This is a genomic window from Arthrobacter sp. JUb119, from assembly GCF_024807995.1.
Taxonomy (GTDB): Bacteria; Actinomycetota; Actinomycetes; order Actinomycetales; family Micrococcaceae; genus Glutamicibacter.
Genome location: NZ_JANUFE010000002.1, coordinates 108,489 through 131,970 on the forward strand (window position 1 = coordinate 108,489; position 23,482 = coordinate 131,970).

A 23,482-nucleotide genomic window follows, 5' to 3' on the forward strand; every position below is an offset into this window, starting at 1 on the left:
AAATCGACTAATCCATCTGATTGCCTAGGGAGAATGCCAGTTTCTGAACAGCCTAATGGGTAGGGTTCTCTTCGGGGGTCGAGCAGGTGGAATGGAATTAATCGGGTCCGACGCAATATTATGTGAAGTTATGGATACTGATAAGTCACGTCCAAGAAGTTCAGCAGACAGGTCTGGAGAAGTTTCTTCGGCTTCTCCAGATATGCAAGAAAGTTCGGGGAAGAAGGCCAACAAGGTTAAGAACGCATTGCGCGGTGTCGCGAAGGAACCAGCATTTGGGATCCACCCAGGTTTGATTCCGGGGATCAGCGTTGAGGACACCGGAATCAAGTTTTCGACGCGCCGCAGCGTCTTCGTTGTGGCGTTGCTGGTTTCAACCGCGGTCTTGGTCTGGGCCATTTTCGCGCCGAGCAATCTGAACCTGGTGGGAACGACCATGCAGAGCTGGGTCGTGGAAAACTTCGGCTGGCTCTTCAATCTCACCGTGGTTGGAATCGTCATTTTCATGCTGGTGGTCGGCTATGGTCCGACGGGGAAGATCCGCCTCGGCGCCGATGACAGCGTTCCCGAGTTCTCGACAATTTCCTGGATTTCGATGCTCTTCGCTGCGGGGTTGGGCATTGGCTTGATCTTCTACGGCCCGCTTGAGCCGTTGAGCCACTTCATCACGCCGCCGCCTTCGACAACTGCCGAAGCGGAATCCGCGGCAGCGGTGCTTCCAGCCATGACCGACTCGATTTTGCATCAAGCCAGCTTCGCATGGTGCATCTATGCGTTGGTGGGCGGAGCCTTGGCGTATGCGTCCTACCGTCGCGGTCGCCTGCCTCTGATCTCCTCGCTCTTCGAACCGGTATTCCCCGGAGGAAATAACAAGGTCCTGGGCAAGATCATCGACATCTTCGCGGTGCTGGTGACCCTGTTCGGCACTGCAACCTCGCTGGGCATCGGCGCGCTGCAGATTCGTACCGGAACGAACATCATTACCGGGCTGGAGCTGGGCAACGGATATGTTGTCGTCGTGATCAGCATTCTGACCGCGGTCTTCACGCTGTCGGCCGTAGCCGGCATCAAGAAGGGCATTCGCCTGCTTTCTAATGCGAATATGACCCTCGTCGTAGCCATGGCCTTGTTCGTGCTGGTCACCGGACCCACGGTCTTCATCCTGGACTTGGTTCCTACCTCACTGATTGCCCTGATCGGCAACTTGCCTGAGATGCTTACCGTTGCCGCGAGTCAGGGCGAGGTGCAGAAGGAATACTTGACCGCCTACACGACTCTGTATTGGGCATGGTGGATCTCGTGGTCGCCATTCGTGGGCATGTTCATTGCAAAGATTTCCAAGGGCCGCTCCCTGCGCCAATTCGTGACCGTGGTGGTCTTTGTGCCGGCCGCGATTTCCATCATCTGGTTCGTCGTTTTCGGTGGCAGTGCCATCTGGATGCGGATGACCGGGCAAGACATGGAGGTGAAGAACTCAGGTGAGAATGTCATGTTCGATCTGCTCTCGAATCTTCCCTTCAGCCCGGTGATGTGGGTGGTCTGTCTGGTGGCAATTCTGGTGTTCTTCGTGACGGCAGCGGATTCCGCAGCCAATGTCATGGGCTCGATGTCCCAGTCCGGTCGACCCGAGCCCTCCAAGCCCGTGACCATTGTGTGGGCTGTCGCCCTCGGCCTGATTGCCATGTTTCTGCTGCTGGCCGGCGGACGCAACGCGCTGTCTGGCTTGCAGTCGATCATGGTAACCTGCGCCTTGCCGTTCACCGTGATCCTGATCGGCGTGATGATCTCCTGGGCCATGGACCTGAGCAATGATCCGCTGATGATCCGCCACCGCTATGCGGTCGAGGCGATCCGCGGCGGTGTCCGCCGGGGCATCGACGAGCATGGCGATGACTTCGTCTTCGGCGTGGCCGCAGTGCCCGAGGAGGAAGGTGCGGGCGCGGACTTCGAAAGCGATGACCCGGCGCTAACCGAGTGGTACACGGATACCGGAGTGCTGGATATCGTGGAAGTGAAAAAGGAACTGACCGATGAGTCCGCGACGCCTAAGGGAATCGAGGCCAAGCACGAGGAGCTTGGCGATTCGAAGCAGTCCTGAACGCTGCGCTTCCTGGGATGCAGCGGCAAGAAACCTTTGGGGCCGGGCAGGGCACCGAGTAATCGAAGGCCCGCGCGGCCCCATTTGCCTGATCGCCGCACGGAGCCCTGATCACCTTCATATTGGCGTTTTCAGCTGAACCGGCATGCGGGTGAGCTGCCACAGTAATTTAAAAGCGCAAAAATTCGAAAATTGTTGAACAACCCGTTGCAATAGTTGTTCAACAACCTGTATTGTCTTGTGCGTTACATTGATTCTGTGACAGCTGTCACCACTATCGCATTGGAACGTCATCATGGCACTTCCTGAGTCAACATCCCAAAGCAGCAAGGCGCGGCGCACGGCGCTCCTAGGCGCCATGTTCCTGATGGCCACCAGCGCCATCGGACCGGGCTTCATCACCCAGACCACAGAGTTCACGGTCCAAATTGGCGCGGCCTTCGCCTTCGCCATTGTCGTCTCCATCCTTGTGGACATCGCGGTCCAGCTGAACGTCTGGCGCGTGATCGGGGTATCCGGAATGCGTGCCCAGGAACTGGGCAACAAAGTCGTCCCTGGCATCGGTTGGGTACTGGCCGCACTGGTATTCATCGGCGGCATGGTCTTCAACATCGGCAATATCGCCGGCACAGGCCTGGGGCTGAACGCCATGCTGGGTGTTGACGCCAAAATTGGCGGCGCCATCTCCGCGGCCATCGCCATTCTGGTCTTCCTTTCCAAGAAAGCCGGCATGGCATTGGACCGCATTGTGGTGATGCTGGGAGCCGTCATGATCCTGCTGATGCTGTACGTGGCAATTGTCGCTGCCCCACCGGTGGGCGATGCGATCCGCAACGTGGTGCTCCCCGAGAAGATCGATTTCTTGATCATCACCACCCTGATCGGCGGCACCGTTGGCGGCTACATCACCTACGCCGGCGCCCACCGCATGATCGATTCGGGCACATCGGGCGTGGAGCATGTCAAGGCGATCTCCAGCACTTCGACGCTGGCAATTATCGTCACCGGTGTCATGCGCGTACTGCTCTTCCTGGCGATCCTCGGCGTTGTGGCTGGAGGCGTAGCGCTGACCAGCGACAACAAGGCTGCCGAAGCTTTCGGCCACGCCGCGGGCCCCATCGGCATCCGTGCCTTCGGCGTCATCCTCTGGGCCGCTGCGCTGACCAGTGTGATCGGTGCCGCCTACACTTCGGTTTCCTTCATCACCAAGCGCACCACCCCGGAGCGCACCCGCAACCTGATCACCGTGGCTTTCATCGTGGTCTGCGGGATCATCTACCTGTTCCTGGGCAAGGCGCCGGCAACCCTGCTGATCTTCGCCGGAGCCTTCAACGGTCTGATCCTTCCGGTGGGCTTCGCAATACTGCTCTGGGTCGCATGGCGCCGCCGCGACCTGATGAACGGATACAACTACCCCAAGGCCCTGCTGGTCATCGGCGCCTTGACCTGGCTGCTCAGCGTGTACCTCGGCTGGAACTCGATTTCGGGTCTGGCAGCCCTCTGGAACGGCTAGGAGCCAAGCAACCATGAAGGACTTGAAGAATCTCGGGCATTCCGAACGTGCGGCGATGGCCCCGAGCGAAGCTCGCGAATTGTTCCGTGCCGGGCAGGTGCTGCCTACCGCCGGGATCAGCGCTGGATATGCGCAGGCAAATCTGATCATCGTTCCACGGGAACTGGCCTTCGATGTGCTGCTCTTTGCCCAGCGCAACCCCAAGTCCTGCCCGATCCTCGGTGTCCTGGAGGCGGGGCAGACCAGCAACGAGTTGCTGGCAGGCGGGGACATCCGTACCGACGTGCCGAAGTACATGGTTTACGAAAACGGGGTCAAGGTGGATGAGCCCACCGACCTGTCCATGTACTGGCGTGATGATCTGGTGACCTTCATTGTCGGTTGCTCGTTCACCTTCGAGAGCGCACTGATGGAAAGCGGCATTTCCATCGCGCATATCGACCAGGGCGTGAACGTGCCAATGTACAAGACCAATATCCGCTCGCAGTCGGCAGGCACGATGTCCGGTCCGATGGTGGTCTCCATGCGTCCGATTCCTGCCTCGCAGGTTGCCGACGCGGTACGCATTACCTCGCGCTATCCAGCTGTGCACGGGGCTCCGGTGCATATCGGGAACCCCCAAGAGCTGGGCATAGCAGATCTGGGGTCACCGGACTTCGGAGATGCAGTGCAGATCCCGGAAGGGACGATTCCGGTGTTCTGGGCCTGCGGCGTCACGCCGCAGGCAGCCGTGATGGAGTCCCGCCCGGCTTTGGCCATCGGCCACGCACCGGGGCACATGCTCATTACGGATATCAGGGATTCCCAATACCAGGTTCCCTAGCCCATAGACCGAACGAGGCGGCCTCACCCCAAGGGGGCCGCCAAGTTCCCGCCAGGGCCTTTGGCCCTGGATCGAACGCAGTGGCCTTCCCCCAAGAGGCCGCCGCGTTCCCATGTCTAAAGGCTTTGCCGCTGAACCCAGGCCTGGACTTCGGCAAGCAGTACCTGCTTGGATTCTTCATCCAGGAATGCGGATTCAAAAGAATTCCTTGCCAGCGTAGCCAGCTGCCCGGTGCTGAAGTTGAAGCTTGCCATGAGCGCGGCAAAGTTGGCATCCATGTAGCCGCCGAAGTAGGCAGGGTCATCGGAATGCACCGAAACTTTCAAGCCCTTTTCGAGCATCTGCGGCAACGGATGATCGGCCATGGTGTCCACCGCACGCAAGCGGATGTTGGATAGCGGGCAGACAGTCAAAGGCATCTGCTCGTCGACCAAGCGCTGAACCAGCGTCGGGTCGTCCAGGCAACGGATGCCGTGGTCCACGCGCTCAACCTCCAGCAAGTCCAGCGCCTGCCAAATGTAGTCAGCAGGGCCTTCCTCGCCCGCATGGGCAACGACGTGCAGGCCGTGGGCGCGGGCATAGGCAAAGACTTCCTGGAACAGCTCGGGAGGGAAACCCACCTCCGAGGAATCCAGGCCGATGCCATCGATATCGTGCTTCTCGGCGACCAGCACCTTCATCAAGTCCATCGCTTCTTCCGCTGGGGCATGGCGCCAGAAGCACGCGATGAGCTTGTGGGAGATCCCCCAGCGTTCTGCGCCCTCGGCCAGGCCGGAACGGATGCCGGCGATGACCTCGCCCAGGCCCAATCTGCGCTGGATGTGAGCTTGTGGATCGAAGAACAATTCCACATGGCGCACGCCGGAGTCATGGGCGCGCTGCAGGTAGGCCACGGTGATTTCGTGGAAGTCTCCAGCGGTGCGCAAGACCGCCATATTCGCATAGAACAGGTCGAGGAAGGACTGCAGATTGCTGAACTGGTACTTGGCACGCAGCTGGTCAACGGTGGCATAGGGCAGCTCAACACCGTTTTTTGCCGCCAGCGCCATGATCATTTCTGGTTCCAGCGTTCCCTCAAGGTGGATGTGCAATTCGGCTACAGGCAATTTCACGGGTGGTGCGACCTTCCAAGCAGGGGACGAGGGCCTAGGCCGTGATGAAACGGCCGTGGCGCGCAATGGTTTCGTTAAACCATACGTTGGCTATCTATGTGCTTGCTTGGCTTGTCCGTGCGTCGAGGAAACCCGCAGGGCGCTGGGCTTGCGGCTGCCCGCACCGGCAGGCTGGCGGCGGCGATAGCATCAAAGATCCGGAAAATCGGTGATCGCAGTGGAAATTCCGCGGGGCAAGCCCGGATTTGGCCTCTGGGGCATCCGTGGAAAACAAGAGTGCGCAACCCGATGAGGCATGCGCTGGAGGCTGTCATTTGCCGCAAAGCAGTGAGGAATGCACGGCGCGGATGAGATGGAAATCGCAAGCGGAATGGGCCGAGTCCCTGCTCCATGCCTACTCCGGGCGTTGGGCGATGTGGCTGAGCAATTCAGCTTCAGCGGTGTCGAGATAGCCGCGCAGGGTCTGGGCGGCTTCCAGGCGCTCTCCGGCACGGAGCATGGCCAGCAGATTCGCATTGCGTTCTACGTAGTGCGAATGGAAATCCGGGGCGTCGCTCATGGCGTGGAAGACCAGGCGCATACGAGCCAGCACGCGGCTCATCAGCTCCTGGAGCAGTTCGCTGTCGGAGGAGGCCACCAGCTGCTTGTGGAAAGCCTGATTGGCATTGGCCATCCGCGGCACGTCGCCGGCAGCCAGACCTGTGCGAGCCTCCTCGATGATTTTGCCCAACCGGTCCAGATCAATGTCTTGGCCCCATGCCAGGCATGCAGGCTCGACCGTGCGGCGCACCGCATAGATTTCCCGCACATCATCAGCATCCGGAGAAGCCACGAAAACACCCCGGTTGGGGATCCGGGTGATGATCAGCTCGCTATTGAGCAAGGTGAAGCTCTCGCGCAAGGTATTGCGCGAGAGCCCCAACGATTCAGCCAGGGTCTGTTCGGAAAGCTTGTCACCGGGCAATAGCTCGCCTTCGGCAATGCGGCGGCGCAGCTCATTGGCAGCCCAGAGCCCGCTGTGCGCGTGAGGGGCCTTGGCTGGATGCGAGGTGCTGCTGGTGGCTTTCATGCTTCCAATTTATCCCAACTGGCTTGCGGGTACGGACTTCATGGCCTGGACGCTAGCCGATGGTGCCCAAGGTGTCGCCGCGGCGTACGGCTGACCCTGCGCTCAAGTCCGCTGCACGGAAGATGCCATCACGGTGCGCGGTGATGGTGGATTCCATCTTCATCGCCTCGACGATGGCAATGCTCTGCCCTTCGGCGACTGCACTGCCATCTTCTGCAGCGAAGCGGACGAGGTTCCCGTCCATGGTGCTGCGTACCGCGGCGGCATCGACCTCGCCGGCAGCATCATCCTGGGTGGCGGCGGCGGTGCCGGCTCCCGGGGTATTGCGCAACGCGTTGGTCAGTGCAGCGGGAAGACCCAGCTGGACGGCCTTGCCGTCGAGCTCTATGGTGATGGTTTCACGGCTGGTATCGCGCTGGTCCAGATCCATCTCGTCGCTGGCCTCCACCTCGTTGAGGAACTCGTCCTCGATCCACGTGGTGTAGACGCCCAGGGATTCGCCGTTGAACGCTTCGTGCTCGATGACGGCGCGGTGGAATGGCAGGACCGTGGGAACACCGGCAATGCTGATTTCTTCCAGCGCCAGGCGGGCACGGCGCAAAGCCTGGTTCCGGTCGGCACCGCGCACAATCAGCTTGGCGATCATCGAGTCGTAGAACGGCGGAATGACCGAGCCGCTGCGCACGCCCGAGTCCACCCGCACGCCGGCGCCGGTTGGCGCTTCGAACCGCTCCACGGTGCCCGGCGCAGGCAGGAAGCCGCGAGCCGGGTCCTCGGCGTTGATGCGGAATTCGATGGCATGGCCGGTGGGCTGCGGGTCCTCGGTAATGGACAGCGGCAGGCCATCGGCAATGCGGAACTGCTCGGCCACCAGATCGACGCCGGAAGTCTCCTCGGTGATCGGGTGCTCCACCTGCAAACGGGTATTGACTTCCAAGAAGGAGATCAACCCGTCCTGGGCCACCAGGTATTCCACGGTGCCGGCCCCGACATATCCGGCTTCCTTGCAGATCGCCTTCGCGGACTCGTGGATCCTGGTCCGCTGCTCATCGGTCAAGAACGGGGCCGGCGCCTCTTCCACCAGCTTCTGGTGGCGGCGCTGCAAGGAGCAGTCGCGGGTGCCGACGACCACCACATTGCCGTGGGTATCGGCCAGCACCTGGGCCTCGACGTGGCGCGGCTTGGCCAGGAAACGTTCCACGAAGCACTCGCCACGGCCAAAGGCCACGGTGGCCTCGCGGGTGGCGGACTCGAAAGCATCGGAGATCTCATCGAGCGAGTAGGCGATCTTGATGCCGCGGCCACCGCCGCCGAAGGCCGCCTTGATGGCGACCGGCACGCCGTACTCTTCAGCGAAGGCCCGCACCTCGCCGGCGTCCGCTGCCGGGCCGTCGGTGCCCGGGGCCAGCGGCGCACCTGCGCGCACCGCGATCTGCCGGGCCGTGACCTTGTTGCCCAGTGCTTCGATGGCCGCGGGAGGCGGACCAATCCAGCTCATGCCGGCTTCGATGACGGCGGTGGCGAAGTTCGCGTTCTCCGAGAGGAAACCGTAGCCGGGGTGCACCGCATCGGCGCCGCAGCGCTTGGCAATCTCGATGATCTTCTCGATATCCAGGTAGGTGTCCGCACCGGTGGAACCGTGCAGCGGGTACGCTTCATCTGCGCGGCGCACGTGCAGGGCGTCGGCATCCGGGTCCGAGTAGATGGCTACCGACGAAATATTTGCGTCGGTGGCCGCCCGGGCAATGCGGACCGCGATTTCGCCTCGGTTGGCGATGAGAACTTTTTTCATGGCAATTCCTTAGGCGTCTGATGCCGCGTGGCCGGCAGCGGGATGGAGTTCGAATCGAATTCTGCTTCCGGGCGGAAGCTGCGCGGCTGCGCTGAGGTCTTCGGCAATGACGGTGGCGATCACCGGATAGCCGCCGGTGACCGGGTGATCTGCGAGGAACAGCACCGGCAGGCCGGAGGGCGGCACCTGCAAGGATCCGCGGGCTACGCCTTCACTGGCCAGTTCCCCGGAGCGGACGCGCTGCAGCGGCTGCTGCCCGGTATCCAGGCGCACGCCCACGCGGTTGGATTCGCTGGTGACATCCCAAATCTGGGCGGCGAGCTGGTCCAGGCCCGCCTGGCCAAACCAATCGGCACGCGGACCGGGCATGGCGCGCAGCGTGTACACGCCGTTATCGTCTGGGACCGGCAGGGTGCTCGGTTCGCTGTTGCCAACGATGTGGCCCAGCTGCGGGCGGTTCACCGGCAGCATGCCACCGGCTTGCAGAGGCTGGGGACCGACGCCGGAGAGGGTGTCGGTGGACAGCGAGCCGAGGACCGGTTCCTGCTCGATGGTGCCGCGCACCGCAAGGTAGCTGCGCAGTCCGCGGCCGGCGGGTTCAACCTCCAGGCGCTCGCCGTGCAGCAGCGCGAACGGTGCATTGGCCGCGGCCTGGCGCGGGGTGCGGACCTGGTCGTCTTCGGCCGGGGTGATCCAGAGTTCTGCTTCGGCGCCGGTAAGCGCCAGCACCTGGTCTTGCTCGGCTTCAACGGTGATGCGGCTGCCGAGGTTCTCGATCACGGCCTGGCCTGGTTGGTTGCCCACCAGGCGGTTGGCCTGGTGGAAGGCGGCCGGGTCTGCGGCTCCTGCAACGCCAACTCCGAGGTTGCCATAGCCGATGCGTCCGGCATCCTGGAGCAGGGACTGCAGGCCGGCGTCGATGATTTTCAGGCCACCGGCAAGTGCCTGCCCTGATGCTTCGTCTTGTGCGGCGGGTGCCTGGCTCACCGATATTTTCCGGGTGGCCCGGACGAACTGCACGGTATCCTGCGGCCGGATCAATGCAGGATTTTGGCGCTGCAAATCCCACATTTGCAGATCGGTATGTCCAATCAGCTGCCAGCCTCCGGGGGATTGGCGCGGATAGACGGCCGAGTACTCACCGGCGAGCGCCACCGCTCCGGCGGGCACCTTGGTGCGCGGGGAGTCTCTGCGCGGGACATGCAAGTCCTGGTTTTCGCCGAGCAGATAGGCGAAGCCGGGAGCGAATCCGCCAAATACTGCACGCCACCTCTGGCTGGTGTGCGCATTGATCACAGCTTCGGTGCTCAGCCCGGTCAGCTCGGCCACTGCGGCGAGGTCTTCGCCATCGTAATTCACTGGTACTTCAACCAGCTTGCCCGCAGCGTGGAGTGCAGAAGCTACTTCAAGTTCTGGTAGGGCTGCCATGGCCCGTTCGGCGCTCTGCGCGGAATCGAATTTCAGCAGTACCGTTTGCGCGGCCGCCAAGAGGTCGCGCTGTCCGGACAGGGGAGAGGTTTCCAAGGCGGCGTTGAGCGCCAAGACAGCATCGAGCGAGTCCAGGTCGATGAGCAGATCATGGGAACCTGCCCGGTGAATGGCGAGGATGCTCACGCGAAGCTCCGGATCTGCACGCCGGCATGTTCCAGTCCTGCGCGCACGGCGCTGGCCATGGCCACTGCACCGGCAGTATCCCCGTGCAGGCAGATGCTCTCGGCTTCCATCTTGATGGTGCTGCCGTCCACGGCAACAATGGTGCCTTCGGTGGCCAGGCGGACCATGTTCTCGGTGACCTGGACGGGGTCGTGCAATACGGCGTTGGATTCGCGGCGGGAGACCAGGGTGCCCTCGGGGGTGTAGTTGCGGTCGGCGAAGGCTTCTGCGACGCCGCGCAGGCCAGCGGCTTCGGCCTTTTGCAGGGCGACAGAACCTGGCAGCAGCAGGACCGGCAGGTCGGTGCCGAAGGCCTTGATGGCATCGATGACGGCCTGGGCATGCACCTGGTGGTGCACGATGGTGTTGTACAGGGCGCCGTGCGGCTTGACGTACTTGATTTCGCTGCCTGCGGAGCGTGCCAGGGCCTGCAGGGCTCCTAGCTGGTAGAGGATGTCATCGGCCAATTCGGTGGCCGAGCAGTCCAGGAAGCGGCGGCCGAAACCGGCCAGGTCGCGGTAGCCCACATGGGCTCCGATGGTGACGTTGGCGCTGACCGCATCGCGGCAGGTCTGGGCGATGGTGCTGGGGTCTCCAGCGTGGAACCCGCAAGCTACATTGGCCGAAGACACGGAGGTGAAGATGGCGGCGTCGTCGCCCATCGTCCAGTTGCCGAACGACTCGCCTACGTCTGAATTCAGGTCTATGTATGGCATTGTGATCCCCGTCTCGTGAAAACCTCTTGGTAAAAGAATGCCCCACTTTCGGTAATTGTTCAACAATCTTGGCAGGGTTTTTGAGCATCGCTTCCCGGAATTCCGCTGGAGTGGTGCTCCCATCTGTCATCTGATCAGGCATTTTGCACGTGGAATAGCAAAGCCCGAGGCCAGGAATCCTTGCGGAATCCTGGCCTCGGGCAGGTCTTGTGGCTGGCGGTGCGGCTACTGGCCTTCTTCGCCGTCGGAATCTTCATGCCCGAACGGAATAGGCGCGTTCTGGGCCGCATCCGGATCAGGGACAGTAGTGTTCTTGCCCTCTGGGTCCGGAGTCTGAGCTGGACCTGTGGTTTCGTCGTGGTTTTCGGTTCCCATGGTTATTTCCCTTCATCCGTGCCTTGCTTGATTGCCAGCTATCGGGTGCTGGTTCACATAGCCTAGCCGTGAATCGTGGCGAAAAGCGGTGCGATCAGGGAATTACCATGTTCGCCCGCCGTGGAATCCTGGCACGCTGGCGATCCCCGCGGTCTTGCCCGGCCGCTAGGACAGTCCGATGGCGTTGCCGTGCTCGTCGACATCCATGTGCAGGGCCGCTGGCACCCGCGGAAGGCCCGGCATCGTGGTGAGCGCCCCGGTGATGGCCACGATGAATCCGGCACCGGTCTTGGGGATCAGCTCGCGGACCTGCACAGTGAATCCGCTGGCGGCGCCTAGCAGCTGCGGGTCATCGGAGAAGGAGTACTGGGTTTTGGCGATGCAGACCGGCAGGTGCGACCAGCCATTGTCGTGGATCTGCTGGAGCATCCTCCGGGCCTTGGGGGAGTACTCGACGCCTTCGCCCCCGTAGACGCCGCGCACCAGGGCCAGGATCTTGTCCTCGACCGGCTGCTGCAGCTCGTACAGCGGGGCAAAATTGCCCGGTTCCCCGATGGTCCGCAGCACCATGGCGGCCAGCTCGCTTGCTCCGGAGCCGCCCTGGCCCCAGACATCGGCGATGGCGCAGGCAATGCCCTGCTGTTTTGCCCAGCCGGTGACCGCTTCCAGCTCGGCATCGGTATCCGTAGTGAAGCGGTTGATGCCGATCACCGGCTGGATGCCGAACTTCGAGACGATCGAGGCGTGGCGTTCCAGGTTCGGCAGCCCGGCCCGCACGGCCTCGACGTTTTCTTCCCCCAGCTCATCCTTGGGCACCGAACCATGCATCTTCAGTGCGCGAACGGTGGCGACAATGACCACCGTGTCCGGCGGGCACCCGGCGTAGCGGGCCTTGATGTCCATGAATTTCTCGGCGCCCAGATCGGTGCCGAAGCCGGCTTCGGTCACCACCACGTCGGCCAGTGCGCGGGCGGTGTTGGTGGCGATGGCCGAGTTGCAGCCGTGGGCGATGTTGGCAAAGGGCCCGCCGTGGATGAGCGCGGGAGTGCCCCCGATGCTCTGCACCAGGTTGGGCTTGATGGCTTCCTTAAGCAGCAGCGCCATCGCACCCGCCGCGCCCAGGTCATCGGCGGTGACCGGGGCCTTGGCGTAGGTGTATCCGACGGTGATCCTGCCCAACCGGGCGCGCAGGTCCGCCAGCCCGGTGGCCAGGCAGAAAACAGCCATGACCTCGGAGGCGGCGGTGATTTCGAAGCCAGTTTCGCGCGGCACCCCGTTGGCGGTACCGCCCAGGCCGATCACCACGTGGCGCAATGCGCGGTCGTTCATGTCCAGCACCCGCTTGAAGGTGATGGATCGCGGGTCGATGCCAAGCTCGTTGCCCTGCTGCAGGTGGTTGTCGAGCATGGCCATGAGAAGGTTGTTCGCACTGGTGATGGCGTGGAAATCCCCGGTGAAATGCAGGTTGATCTCGTCCATGGGCAGCACCTGGGATTGGCCTCCGCCGGTGGCTCCGCCCTTCATCCCGAAGCTCGGGCCGACTGAGGGCTCGCGCAGCGCGATGATGGTCTTGGTCCCGGTGGCAGCCAGCGCGTCGCCCAGGCCCACCACCATGGTGGATTTGCCTTCCCCCGCCGGCGTCGGGGACATGCCGCTGACCAGGACGACTTTTCCGGGCCGGCTTCCGTTGGCCGGCAGCAGGGCAGGATCAATTTTGGCCTTGTACTTGCCGTAGGGCTCCAGCGCGTCCTGCGGGATTCCGGCCGCCTCGGCAATCCGGGAGATCGGCCTGAGCACTGCCCGCGAGGCAATGGCCAGATCGCTCATATCGGTTTCCGGCAATGCTGCCATGTTGTGTCCCCTGTCTGGCTGCCCGGTGACCCGGGGGTGAGGAAGACCAAGGCTTCTGGTTTTCCCTGATTGGCCTTCAAGCTATCACCTTGCAGGCAAGGCGAGAAGGCCGTGATGGGCAGAACGTGGGTCGGTTCTCGGCACGGTCCGAGGGCCGGACAAGGGGTAATGGCACCCTAAAACCAACTTCTCAAGAATTTAGTTGCGCCCAAGCCGCGGTCGCTGCTTGAAGATCGCGGACCAGGCGGTTTCGTGGCCAGCCTCGCGTTGGGGGAACTTATGAGGTCGCCATAGCCATGCAACTGCCCAGAACCCAACGGACAAGGAAGCGGCCGACAGCCCGGGGTGCCTCCAAGGACAAATGAAGCCCGAGCGGAGGAATTCCACCAGGAATTCCTCCGCTCGGGCTGAACACTATATTTATCCGGGATGCCTGCTGCTTTCCCGGAGGTCAGCGTCTGGGCATCCAGGCCTTGAGGGCCAGCAACGCCGAAGTGGCGCCTCAGTGATTCGCGTGCGGCTTCTCGCCCTTGATCATGAAGGCGAAGACGATCCCGATCGTGGCCAGCACGGCGCCGACGATGAACGAGATATGCGCGCCAGAGAACAAGGCCTCGGCCAGCTCGGACCCGGCGTCCAGCTGGACCTTTGACAGCAGCGACATCACGGTCACGAAGACCGTGGTGCCGATGGCACCGCCCAGCTGCTGCGCGGTGTTGAAGATCGCTGAACCATGGCCGAACAGGCGCGGATCCACCGAAGCCATCGCGGAGGACATCAGACCGGTCATCAGCAGCGCCAGTCCGATGGAGAAGACGATGTGGCAGAGCATGAACATCCACAATTCGGTCTGCGCGGTCACGGTGGCGTACATCCACTGCCCGGCGGCCAGGAACACGGCGCCGGGGATCAGGACCGGGCGCGGACCGCGCTTGTCGTAGATCCGCCCGAAAATCGGCGAGGCGATGGCCTGTGCCAGTCCGCCGGGAAGCAGCATGATGCCGATCTGCAGCGAGTCGACGCCCTGCCCGGATTCCAGCAGGATCGGCACGATCATCAGCGAACCGAGCAGGGTGCCGAAGGCAATCATGATCATCGCGATCGCGAAGCTGAAGCTGCGCGAGGCAAACGGGGTCAGGTTCAGCAGTTCGCGGCCGCTGGCGGACAGCTTGACCTGGCGGATGATGAACAGTGCCAGGGCCACCAGGCCGATGGCGAAGCTGGCGATCATCATCGTGGCGTTATCCGCGGCATGCTCGATGCTGGAAATGCCGTACACCAGGAACCCGAAGGCCAAGGCGGATAGCAGGACCGAAGCGGAATCCACCTTGATCTTGCGTGCACTGGAAGGGATCTTGAAGAAGATGGCGCCCAGTACCAGGACCGCCACGGCGATTGGCAGCATCAGGATGAAGATGTAGTGCCAGCCCAAGGCGTGCACGATGGCCCCCGAGGCGGTAGGCCCGATAGCCGGGCCGACGCCGATGACGATCGAGTTCAGGCCCATGATGGTGCCGCGCTGGTGGACGGGCACCAGCGTCAAGGTGGTGGTCATCAGCAAAGGCAGGACGATGGCCGTGCCGACGGCCTGGATAACGCGTGCCAGCAGCAAGAAGCCGAAGCTCGGCGCCAGCACCGCGATGGCAGTGCCCAGGATGAAGCTGATGATGGCGAAGAAGAACAGCGACCGGTGCGCGAAGCGCTGCAGCAGGAAGCCGGTGGTGGGGATGACGACCGACAGGGTCAGCAGGAATCCGGTGGTGAGCCACTGGCCGGTGGACGCCGAAATGCCCATGTCCTGCATGATGCCGGGCAGCGCTACCGTGAGCACGGTCTCGTTCAGGATCATCATGAAAGCGGCCAGGGCCAGCGAGGCGATGATGCCTGTCAGGGTTTTGGTGGAGAGTTGCCCGGCGGGCGCCGCGCTTGGCTTGGTGCTGGTTCTAGGGGGATTTGTAGTCACGAAGTCTTCTTCCTGTGGAGTGTCAACCGCTAAATACTGTCACACTCTGCCACTTTTTCGTAAGCGAATCTGTCAGACTGTGACAGGAAACAATTTTGGTGGACGAGGCCTGCGCAGCACAGGCAGTCCGGAGCATCGGAGAGCGCCATGGGGATTCGCGAGGAACGCAAAGAGGCAACGATCCAGTCCATCCGGGCAGCAACCCTGGACCTGGTGGAACTCCATGGCCTGGAATCGGTGACCGTGGGGCAGATCGCTGCCCGGGCCGGCATTTCCGAGCGGACCTTCTTCCGCTACTGCGAATCCAGGGAAGCGGCCATGGTGCCGGCGCAGCATGAATTGATCCAGGCCGTGACCGAATGCCCCATTGCTGACGGCTCCACGAGCGCGCAGATTTTCCGGCTGCTGGCCAACGAATGCCGCCGGATCCTTGTTGCCGAGATCCGCGGCAATGAATACCGCCGCATTTCCCGGTTGATTGCCACGGAGCCGAAGCTGCTATTGGCCATCACCCGGCAAGATCAAGCCTTCTGCGCTGCCACCTCGCAGGAGCTGCGCCGCCGCGGGCTGGTGCCGGCCATGCCCGCCTTGATGATTGGCGAAGCCTTGGCCGCCCTCTGGCGCGTGGCCTGGCAGAGCTTCGGCCAGGCGGAACGCGCCGGGGAGCCTGCAGATCCAGTTGAGCTCTTCGATGAGGCCATGGCGAATCTCGAAGTGCTGGCCGGCGGAAGAGCCGAATAGCGAATAACTCTGTTGAGTTATCGCTGATTAACTTAAATGTGACGAACTGCTTGCAGGCTGTCCAGCCCGGCATTTCGGTGAATAAACGGCGTTGCCGCGCGTATTTCCCGCTGCCGCAAAGTGTGGTGCAGAGCAAAATCAGGTAGATTTGGAACGTTGAGTTCAGGGCGGTAACACCGCTTCCGCACGACGTTCAGGGAGACGCCACACCTATGGCAAAGATTATTTACACCCACACCGACGAAGCGCCTATGCTGGCGACCCACTCGTTCCTGCCAATCGTGGAGGCCTTCGCCTCGACCGCCGGTGTGGAACTTGAGACCCGCGACATCTCGCTGGCTGGTCGCATCATCGCTACCTTCCCGGATTATGTCACCGAAGAGCAGCGCATCGGTGATGCTCTGGCAGAACTTGGCGACCTGGCCAAGACCCCGGATGCAAACATCATTAAGCTGCCGAACATCTCGGCTTCGATCCCGCAGCTGAAGGCTGCCATCGCCGAGCTGCAGGCTGCCGGCTACGCGCTGCCTGACTACCCGGATAACCCGACCTCGGATGAAGAGACCGATGTCCGCGCGCGCTACGACAAGATCAAGGGTTCGGCTGTGAACCCGGTCCTGCGCGAGGGCAACTCGGACCGCCGTGCACCACTGAGCGTGAAGAACTACGCTCGCAAGTACCCGCACTCCATGGGCGAGTGGGCCGCTGATTCGAAGACCAACGTGGCCACCATGGGCGTTGACGACTTTGCTGCCAACGAGAAGTCCGTAGTCATCGACGCGGACAAGAAGATCTCGATCCGCTTCGTCGGCGAAGACGGCGAAGTCAAGGTCCTGAAGAAGCCTTTCGACGTGCTGGCCGGCGAAGTCATCGACGGCACCGTCATGCACGCCGCGGCCCTGTCCGAGTTCCTGAAGAACTCCGTGGCCCGCGCCAAGGAAGAGGGCGTGCTGTTCTCGGCTCACCTGAAGGCCACCATGATGAAGGTCTCCGACCCGATCATCTTCGGCCACGTGGTGAAGGCCTATTTCTCCGAGCTGTTCGAAACCTACGGCGACGAGCTGGCAGCAGCCGGCCTGAACCCGAACAACGGCCTGGCAGCCATCCTCGGCGGCCTGGACGAGCTGTCCGACGAGGTGCGCGCCGGCGTGGAGAAGCTGATCGCCAAGGGCCTGGAAGAAGGCCCGGCAGTGGCCATGGTCGATTCCGACAAGGGCATCACCAACCTGCACGTTCCATCGGACGTGATTGTCGACGCTTCGATGCCGGCCATGATCCGCCTGGGCGGCAAGATGTGGGATGCCAAGGGCAACACCGCAGACACCCTGGCCGTTCTCCCGGATTCCTCCTACGCGGGCATCTACCAGGTGGCCATCGACGACTGCCGTGCCAACGGCGCGTTCGACCCGACCACCATGGGCACTGTGCCGAACGTCGGCCTGATGGCGCAGAAGGCCGAGGAATACGGCTCGCACGACAAGACCTTCGAAATCGCTGGCAACGGCCACGTGCAGATCGTCGACGAGAACGATGCAGTGCTCATCGAGCACCAGGTCTTCGCTGGCGACATCTGGCGCGCCTGCCAGACCAAGGATGTAGCCATCCGCGACTGGGTGAAGCTGGCAGTGAACCGCGCCCGCGCCTCCCAGACCCCGGCTGTCTTCTGGCTCGATGAGAACCGCGCGCATGACGCAGTGCTGATCGCCAAGGTCAACGAGTACCTCAAGGAGCACGACACCGAGGGCCTGACCATCGAGATCCTCTCCCCGGTCGAGGCGACCCAGTACTCGATCGACCGCATCCGCAAGGGCGAGGACACCATCTCGGTGACCGGCAACGTGCTGCGCGACTACCTGACCGACCTGTTCCCGATCCTGGAACTGGGCACTTCGGCCAAGATGCTCTCGATCGTTCCGCTGCTGGCTGGCGGCGGCCTGTTCGAGACCGGTGCCGGCGGCTCGGCTCCGAAGCACGTGCAGCAGCTGGTGAACGAGAACCACCTGCGCTGGGATTCGCTGGGCGAGTTCATGGCCCTGGGTGCTTCCTTCGAGCACCTGGCAGTGACCACCGGCAACGCCCGCGCCCAGGTGCTGGCCGATACCCTCGACGCTGCAACCGGCACCTTCCTGCTGGAAGACAAGTCGCCTAAGCGCAAGGTGGGCGAGCTGGATAACCGCGGCAGCCACTTCTACCTGGCCAAGTTCTGGGCTGAAGAGCTGTCCAAGCAGGACAAGGACGCAGAACTGGCCGAGGCCTTCTCCGCAGTTGCCAAGGCACTGGGCGAGAATGAAGAAGCCATTGTTGCCGAGCTGGCTGCCGTTCAGGGCGAGGCTGTCGAGCTGGGTGGCTACTACCGCCCAGACGAAGCCAAGACCGCAGCGGCCATGCGCCCAAGCGCAACCCTGAACAAGGCTCTTGAACTGCTGACCAAGTAGTCCTTGCAGCCAATCAGCTGGCCTCAATCCTCAGTGAGGATTGGGGCCAGCTGCTTTAACGCGCGATGAAGCCTCGGTCGTCAGTTCCTCGCTGGTTGTTCCACTAGCGCGGCAGCAACTTGCGATTTCTCCCGGTGATTCCTGAATTCCCTGGAGCTGACAGTGGACAGGTTAATTCCGTTATCAGGAAATTGCCCGGGCCATTAAGGTCGGTGAGTGATTGCATGAATTCTGGCGGCAGGCCAGTATCCATAGGGCAAGTCGGAGGCAATGCGAGCTGGTTACCAACTGGCAAGTAGCAGTCGCTGGTACGGCAGTCAAGAATCCTAATGTAAATCGTTCATTGCATCCGTGTAAAAAGTTTCTAATATTCTCTAAATTTGCACTTGTCAGAACCATGTTGAGTTAGGGTTATACGTGTCGGAACGAGTCACTCGTACCAACACGAAACATAGATAAGACGAAAATGAATGAGGTAATTTGATGTTGAGCGAACTTCTTGCAGCCTTGGTAGAACTTATCCGCAGCCTGGGTCTCTAAGCTTCAGATCTCGGTCATTGAACCGATGCCATTGATCGCCACTCGTGAAAATGAGTGGCGATCAATGAATTTAACACGGCAGATAAATGCCTTGCTTGAACGGATATGCCGGATCAGGAGTTCGACTTGCGGGGCGTATTCCTCAGTGAATCCTTTTGGCAAAAGAATCCATTATTCAATATGTTTCGCGCTGCACGACTATCTGGCCGACCCGTTTCCGATGGTGGCACTGGCCACCTCGGCCAAGATCCTGTCGATCGATCTGCCGCTGGCTCGGGTCGGCCTGTTCGAGACCGGCGCTGGCTACCAGGCGAAGTAACACGGCCGGTTCATGGAAACCGAAGTCCGCGATATCCTCACCAGGTGCCCGCACCAGAACATTCAGACCCGGGGCTAAATCGTAGGTGCCAGTCGATAGGATCGCCTGACATCAACAAAATAGGCAGGAGGAATCTCAATGCTGGTGTCAGTTCCACGTCCGCAGATGCCCATTGCGCTCGATCCGGATGGCGTGCGGAGATTGGCCGGTGCACAGCGGCAGCCGCAGCCTTCACGGCTGATCGCCGTTCTCGAACGTTCAGCGTTCATTCGAGATGCCCACGGGAAGAAGCAGCAGTACGTTCCATTTGCGGAGCGGATTGTCGAGGAAAAGCACCTCGCCCAGCGAAGCACGCACGGTCTCCACTTCGATTTTGCGCTGACTTTGTGCGATTTCGTGAACCGTCCTTTGCTGACTCTCACGGGTACTGCTGTCAACGGGGAATTGGACCAGGCCATCCTGCAGGCTATCGCGGAGTTCTCCGGTACCTGCAAAATCTCGCAGCCGTCATCGATCGACCTGTTGGTCCCGGACTATGACGACCTCGGAATGGCAGAATTATCGATGAATCCCGTTTTCTGCCTCAATCCGTCGTGGCAATTCGGGCTGGATCTGGGCGTTGCCAACGAGGCCAATAGCCAGGCGCTGGCCCCGCTGGTACAGGACTACACGGCGAACCTTCCAGTCATAGCCTATACAGACGGTTCGGTGCCGCGGAACAGGAAGTTCCGCAGCGCTGGAGCGATGGTGACCTCGCAAGGCCATTGGGCCTGCGCAATTTCGCCGAAGCACTACGTCCAGGACACCTTGCTGGCAGAAACCACAGGCGCCCTGCTGGCGCTGACCCACGCCCCGCTCGATTCGGACCTGACCATTTTCAGCGACAGCCGTGCCCTGGTGAAAGCGGTCAATGATCTTGTTCGAGGACGGGAGCGCACTGTGAAGGTCCATCATGAGCTGCGCGAGAGTCTTGAACTTCGTACCGGGCGCACCCGAGCCCGCTGGGTTCGAGGGCACGATGGAAATCGGCACAACGAAGCGGCCAACCGGATGGCCATCCTGATGTCGCGGCATTTCAGCGCCCGGATCAATCCGCAACTGACACAGTCAATGATGACGAAGATCGTTCTCGAGGAGCTGTCCCAGCAGGCTCTTGCGGCATGAAACATGCCGCACCCGGCCGCTAGAGTCCGCGGCCGGCTTCCCAGAGATTGTCCGAGGTGCCGGTTAGCAGCGAATTCAACGAGACGGCTTGGGCATCGGTGAAGGAAGCAATGTAATCGACGATGGCCCGGGCCTGGCCCAGCCGTTGGATCTCTTGCGGGCCGGACTGCGAGAACAGCTCCGGGGTGCTCTCGCGCAGCTGGCGGTATTCCTCGGTGGTAGCTTCCACCGAGTCCAGCAACCGTCGCGGTGCGCGCCCTGCATCCTCCGGATCATTGAGCCAGGTGTTGAAGCCTTCTGCCAGGGAACGGATAATTCGCGTTTGCCCACGCTGGTATACCGCCAGGTCTGAACGGTCCAAGACGAAGCGGGCATGGACGAACTTGAGTACTACGACGTCATGCCATGCTTCATCGCTCAAGCGGATATGGCCGCTGCGCACATTAGGCGTGCGTTCAACGGTGATCGATTCCTGCAACCGGTCAATCCATCGCCGGGTGAAGGCGGTAACCGCACGGTCCGCCTGCAGGCCGCCGTCGTAGGGAACTGCGAGCAAGCCATCGACGAGGTCATGGCCGACCCGTTGCACCGAGGCGCGGAATGCCTCTGGATTGGCAATCCAGGGATCCTTCGCCAGGACATGGCGCCACGTAATTTCCAGCGCGTGGCCCGGCTGCCGCTGGTCCAGCTCTGGAGCCTTCAGGGCTTGGAAGCGCACGGACTGATCCAGCCACGCCCGCAGTTCAGCGGAGACGCTGGTGTATTGCAATATGCCAGCTCGATAGAAATCATCGAGGTCATGAACCGCGTAGGCGATATCGTCTGCGATATCCATAACCGAGCTTTCCAGCGTCTGCTGGTATTTTCCGATGCCCGGGAAGACCGACAGGACGTCGTCCATTTCCACGGCCTCGATATCGTAGGCCGAATACTTCATGGCGCCAGCAGCCGGATTCGCACCGACGCCGCGGGGGAGCAACTCCGGGGCGACCGGGGCCTGGCTGCGCCATTCATTGCGCGTCCAGGGATATTTGAGCACAGCCGCGCGAACCGCGCGGGTCAGGTTCATGCCGCGCGGTGTGGCATCGCAGCTATCGAGGGCGGTGAGGATCCGGAAGGTCTGTGCGTTGCCTTCGAATCCATCGGGAAGCCCCAAGGTATCGCGGGCGACCCGGTCGAGTTCCTGCTCTCCCAGATGCCCGAAGGGCGGGTGGCCCAGATCGTGGGCCGCTGCAGCTGCTTGGACAACTACCGGGTCGCACCCTCCTAAGTCGGAGATAAGTCGCCTAGTAGGTTCGTCACGCCTTCGGAGGCCGATGGCGATGGAACGGGCCACCGCGGAGACCTTAAGCGAATGAGTCAACCGGTTATGGACCAGAGTGCCTGAACCCGCCTGGGGAATTACCTGAGTCACCGAGGACAGGCGGGAGAAGTACGGGGAGAAGCGGATGCGCTCAATGTCAACGCGGAACTCATCTTCACCGGTGCGATTCCGCTCGACGATAGCGCGGTCGCGGCCGCCGGTCTGATGTGTCTGTGCTCTAGTTTCCATCGTATGAACTAGCCTAGGCGATCGAGCAAGAGAAGCCACGCGAATTGGTGCAACGTCGTTTCGGGGCGACGAACGTCCAGTGCCGTGGCAGTTGCGCATGCATGCGCAACTGCCCAACGGTACGGGATCCCTGTTCGCCGTCGCCTAATTGGTGAAGTGCTCGTGAACGCCGACAGCAACCACCAGATCTTGCCAGGACATCCCAGTGCCCTTGAAGATGTTAGGCCGGTCAGGTCATCGACCACGAAGCTACCGGATCCAACCTGCACACCTTGATCACTGATTCCGGGAGGGTCTCGGCGCGACACGTGGTTTTGGCAACGGGGGCCTCCAGCCGTGAAACCGGCAAGGCCTTGGGAGTCAGTGTGCCAGTTGAGCCTGGATACGGCTGGTCGGTGATGCTGGAAGATCAGGACCGCTTGGTTAGCCGTGCCTTGATGGGGATGGAAGATCATGTGGTCATCAGTCCAATGCCTGGACGTGTGCGAATTACGGGCGGAATGCGTTTTGGCGGCATGAGCAATGCAGTGCCAGCGGATTCGGATATTTCAGCCCTGCGCCAGGGCGCGGAAGCATTGCTGCCAGAGCTTAGGCATTTGCCGGAACTTAGCCGTTGGCAGGGCGCTCGGCCGATGACTGCAAGCGGCGTGCCGATCATTGGGCAACGCAAATACGAGAACCTGACAGTAGCCGCGGGGCATGGACCCCTCGGCGTTACCCTGGCTCCGGTTACCGTCGACAAGGTTCATGAAATTGTCGAGCATTCCTTGGCGGCAAGCAGGGCCTAGCCTAGGTTGCGGCGAACAATGTTGTGCGGTGCCGAACCGGTGGATAGCAGCTGAACTTGCTGCGTCGCCAAATCCGACACCAACCGCATGAATTCCGAGGTATCACCAGCCATATGCGGCGTAATGATGCAGTTCGGCGCGGTCCACAACGGATGGCCGGTGGGCAACGGTTCGGGATCGGTCACATCCAAAGCCGCGCGCAGGCGACCCGAGCGCAGCTCGTCGAGCAGATCTGCGGTGTTCACAATAGGGCCGCGGCCGACATTCACCAGCAGTGCTCCGTCACGCATGCGCTGGAGGAATCCTGCATCTATAAGGCCTTGGGTCTGGGGTGTATGCGGCAGAGTGCAGATGACGACATCGGCTTCAGGCAGGAGCTCAGCTGCATCGCGCAGGGCGACGACATTGGTGCCATCGTCCAGGATTCGCGGGGAACTGGCGACTCCGGTGATTCTGGCTGGTTTGAAGGCTTTGAGCCGTTCAATAGTGGCCGTGCCAACACCGCCCACTCCGAGCACCACGACATTGGAGCCGAAAAGCGAGGACGTCCACAAGCGAGGCCATTCCTGCTCTTTCTGCGAGGCCATGGCCGCAGGGAGCTCGCGCAATGCGGCCAGTACCAGGGCGAGGCAGTGCTCAGCGGTGGAGTCTTCCACCGCGCCGCGGGAATTCGACAAGACTGTTTCGCCGGGGAGATGCTCCAGCACCCACTCGTAGCCGAGGGATAGCAGATGCACGTGCTTGAGCCCCGGGATTCTGCTGACTCGCGAGCGATGCGCAGGATCCAGCGGCCGCTCGGTAACGAGCACATCAGCTGCTGGAGGCTCGCCATCATTGATATTCCACAAGACGGTTTCGACCCCGGGAATCTGCATGCTGTCGACCAAGCTCTGCCACGGAACTAATACACGCAAACCATGAGTCCAATCGTGAGATGAGATTTTGCCGGGGTTGCCCGGGCGTTGAATTCCACGGTAC

At 61.7% G+C, this 23,482-nt stretch carries 18 protein-coding genes; 8 read left to right on the forward strand and 10 right to left on the reverse strand.

The genetic code is table 11. From position 1 onward, the window contains the following. Positions 1 to 202: 202 nt before the first annotated feature. The 3 genes from M2368_RS06545 (at position 203) to M2368_RS06555 (ending at position 4,434) form a co-directional block, all read left to right on the forward strand. Entirely contained in the window at positions 203 to 2,098 is a 1,896-nt protein-coding gene (locus tag M2368_RS06545) for a BCCT family transporter (RefSeq protein ID WP_181148832.1), read from the forward strand. 295 nt (positions 2,099 to 2,393) lie between these two features. Next, positions 2,394 to 3,611, forward strand: a complete 1,218-nt coding sequence (locus M2368_RS06550; protein WP_105657371.1) for an NRAMP family divalent metal transporter — start codon at positions 2,394 to 2,396, stop codon at positions 3,609 to 3,611. A gap of 13 nt (positions 3,612 to 3,624) precedes the next feature. Beyond that, positions 3,625 to 4,434, forward strand: coding sequence for a putative hydro-lyase (locus M2368_RS06555; protein ID WP_105657372.1), 810 nt, complete (start codon positions 3,625 to 3,627; stop codon positions 4,432 to 4,434). Positions 4,435 to 4,550: 116 nt separating this feature from the next. Here M2368_RS06555 and M2368_RS06560 read toward each other — a convergent pair whose 3' ends face one another. The 8 genes from M2368_RS06560 to M2368_RS06595 all read right to left on the reverse strand — a co-directional run bounded on the left by M2368_RS06560 (position 4,551) and on the right by M2368_RS06595 (position 14,965). Beyond that, the gene (locus M2368_RS06560) at positions 4,551 to 5,546 is read right to left on the reverse strand and encodes an adenosine deaminase (protein ID WP_498724221.1); all 996 of its coding nucleotides are present in this window, start codon (positions 5,544 to 5,546) and stop codon (positions 4,551 to 4,553) included. 394 nt (positions 5,547 to 5,940) lie between these two features. Beyond that, positions 5,941 to 6,615, reverse strand: a complete 675-nt coding sequence (locus M2368_RS06565; RefSeq protein ID WP_400343564.1) for a GntR family transcriptional regulator — start codon at positions 6,613 to 6,615, stop codon at positions 5,941 to 5,943. A 52-nt stretch (positions 6,616 to 6,667) separates the two neighbouring features. Next, a complete protein-coding gene (locus M2368_RS06570) occupies positions 6,668 to 8,407 on the reverse strand; it encodes an acetyl/propionyl/methylcrotonyl-CoA carboxylase subunit alpha (protein WP_498724222.1) in 1,740 nt (579 codons plus the stop codon). Between the two features lie 9 nt (positions 8,408 to 8,416). Further along, positions 8,417 to 10,021, reverse strand: coding sequence for a 5-oxoprolinase subunit B/C family protein (locus M2368_RS06575; protein WP_498724223.1), 1,605 nt, complete (start codon positions 10,019 to 10,021; stop codon positions 8,417 to 8,419). Continuing rightward, positions 10,018 to 10,776 carry a LamB/YcsF family protein gene (locus M2368_RS06580; RefSeq protein ID WP_402696590.1) on the reverse strand — a complete coding sequence of 253 codons (759 nt, stop codon included), beginning with the start codon at positions 10,774 to 10,776 and terminating at the stop codon, positions 10,018 to 10,020. Before M2368_RS06580 ends, M2368_RS06575 begins: the two co-directional genes overlap by 4 nt. A gap of 225 nt (positions 10,777 to 11,001) precedes the next feature. Continuing rightward, positions 11,002 to 11,151 carry a hypothetical protein gene (locus tag M2368_RS06585; protein WP_181149023.1) on the reverse strand — a complete coding sequence of 50 codons (150 nt, stop codon included), beginning with the start codon at positions 11,149 to 11,151 and terminating at the stop codon, positions 11,002 to 11,004. Positions 11,152 to 11,316: 165 nt separating this feature from the next. Continuing rightward, positions 11,317 to 13,002 (reverse strand): formate--tetrahydrofolate ligase, encoded by a 1,686-nt coding sequence (locus M2368_RS06590; protein WP_498724224.1) that lies wholly within the window; start codon positions 13,000 to 13,002, stop codon positions 11,317 to 11,319. 502 nt (positions 13,003 to 13,504) lie between these two features. Beyond that, positions 13,505 to 14,965: an MDR family MFS transporter gene (locus M2368_RS06595; RefSeq protein ID WP_498724225.1), complete on the reverse strand. Its 1,461-nt coding sequence runs from the start codon at positions 14,963 to 14,965 to the stop codon at positions 13,505 to 13,507. 147 nt (positions 14,966 to 15,112) lie between these two features. On the opposite strand from M2368_RS06595, the gene M2368_RS06600 reads away from it, so the two are divergent. The 4 genes from M2368_RS06600 (at position 15,113) to M2368_RS06615 (ending at position 20,164) form a co-directional block, all read left to right on the forward strand. Next, positions 15,113 to 15,706 carry a TetR/AcrR family transcriptional regulator gene (locus tag M2368_RS06600; RefSeq protein WP_498724226.1) on the forward strand — a complete coding sequence of 198 codons (594 nt, stop codon included), beginning with the start codon at positions 15,113 to 15,115 and terminating at the stop codon, positions 15,704 to 15,706. Positions 15,707 to 15,918: 212 nt separating this feature from the next. Beyond that, positions 15,919 to 18,141: an NADP-dependent isocitrate dehydrogenase gene (locus tag M2368_RS06605; RefSeq protein ID WP_498724227.1), complete on the forward strand. Its 2,223-nt coding sequence runs from the start codon at positions 15,919 to 15,921 to the stop codon at positions 18,139 to 18,141. A gap of 685 nt (positions 18,142 to 18,826) precedes the next feature. Next, the gene (locus M2368_RS06610; protein WP_498724228.1) at positions 18,827 to 19,000 is read left to right on the forward strand and encodes an NADP-dependent isocitrate dehydrogenase; all 174 of its coding nucleotides are present in this window, start codon (positions 18,827 to 18,829) and stop codon (positions 18,998 to 19,000) included. 138 nt (positions 19,001 to 19,138) lie between these two features. Continuing rightward, positions 19,139 to 20,164 (forward strand): RNase H family protein, encoded by a 1,026-nt coding sequence (locus tag M2368_RS06615; RefSeq protein ID WP_498724229.1) that lies wholly within the window; start codon positions 19,139 to 19,141, stop codon positions 20,162 to 20,164. Positions 20,165 to 20,183: 19 nt separating this feature from the next. Here the strand turns inward: M2368_RS06615 and M2368_RS06620 are convergent, their stop codons facing one another. Next, complete coding sequence (locus M2368_RS06620; RefSeq protein ID WP_498724230.1) at positions 20,184 to 21,716, reverse strand: deoxyguanosinetriphosphate triphosphohydrolase family protein; 1,533 nt, start codon at positions 21,714 to 21,716, stop codon at positions 20,184 to 20,186. A 236-nt stretch (positions 21,717 to 21,952) separates the two neighbouring features. Here M2368_RS06620 and M2368_RS06625 point away from each other — a divergent pair, with 236 nt between their 5' ends. Next, complete coding sequence (locus M2368_RS06625; protein WP_498724364.1) at positions 21,953 to 22,504, forward strand: NAD(P)/FAD-dependent oxidoreductase; 552 nt, start codon at positions 21,953 to 21,955, stop codon at positions 22,502 to 22,504. On the opposite strand, the gene M2368_RS06630 is transcribed toward M2368_RS06625, so the two are convergent. Beyond that, positions 22,501 to 23,418 carry an NAD(P)-dependent oxidoreductase gene (locus M2368_RS06630; RefSeq protein WP_498724231.1) on the reverse strand — a complete coding sequence of 306 codons (918 nt, stop codon included), beginning with the start codon at positions 23,416 to 23,418 and terminating at the stop codon, positions 22,501 to 22,503. The two genes, M2368_RS06625 and M2368_RS06630, sit on opposite strands and share 4 nt — an antisense overlap. Positions 23,419 to 23,482: the final 64 nt, after the last annotated feature.

Coding starts and splice junctions, on each gene's coding strand:
- M2368_RS06545 (WP_181148832.1), top strand. CDS start 203: ATGCAAGAAAGTTCGGGGAAGAAGGCCAACAAGGTTAAGAACGCATTG.
- M2368_RS06550 (WP_105657371.1), top strand. CDS start 2,394: ATGGCACTTCCTGAGTCAACATCCCAAAGCAGCAAGGCGCGGCGCACG.
- M2368_RS06555 (WP_105657372.1), top strand. CDS start 3,625: ATGAAGGACTTGAAGAATCTCGGGCATTCCGAACGTGCGGCGATGGCC.
- M2368_RS06565 (WP_400343564.1), bottom strand. CDS start 6,615: ATGAAAGCCACCAGCAGCACCTCGCATCCAGCCAAGGCCCCTCACGCG.
- M2368_RS06570 (WP_498724222.1), bottom strand. CDS start 8,407: ATGAAAAAAGTTCTCATCGCCAACCGAGGCGAAATCGCGGTCCGCATT.
- M2368_RS06580 (WP_402696590.1), bottom strand. CDS start 10,776: ATGCCATACATAGACCTGAATTCAGACGTAGGCGAGTCGTTCGGCAAC.
- M2368_RS06585 (WP_181149023.1), bottom strand. CDS start 11,151: ATGGGAACCGAAAACCACGACGAAACCACAGGTCCAGCTCAGACTCCG.
- M2368_RS06590 (WP_498724224.1), bottom strand. CDS start 13,002: ATGGCAGCATTGCCGGAAACCGATATGAGCGATCTGGCCATTGCCTCG.
- M2368_RS06600 (WP_498724226.1), top strand. CDS start 15,113: ATGGGGATTCGCGAGGAACGCAAAGAGGCAACGATCCAGTCCATCCGG.
- M2368_RS06605 (WP_498724227.1), top strand. CDS start 15,919: ATGGCAAAGATTATTTACACCCACACCGACGAAGCGCCTATGCTGGCG.
- M2368_RS06615 (WP_498724229.1), top strand. CDS start 19,139: ATGCTGGTGTCAGTTCCACGTCCGCAGATGCCCATTGCGCTCGATCCG.
- M2368_RS06620 (WP_498724230.1), bottom strand. CDS start 21,716: ATGGAAACTAGAGCACAGACACATCAGACCGGCGGCCGCGACCGCGCT.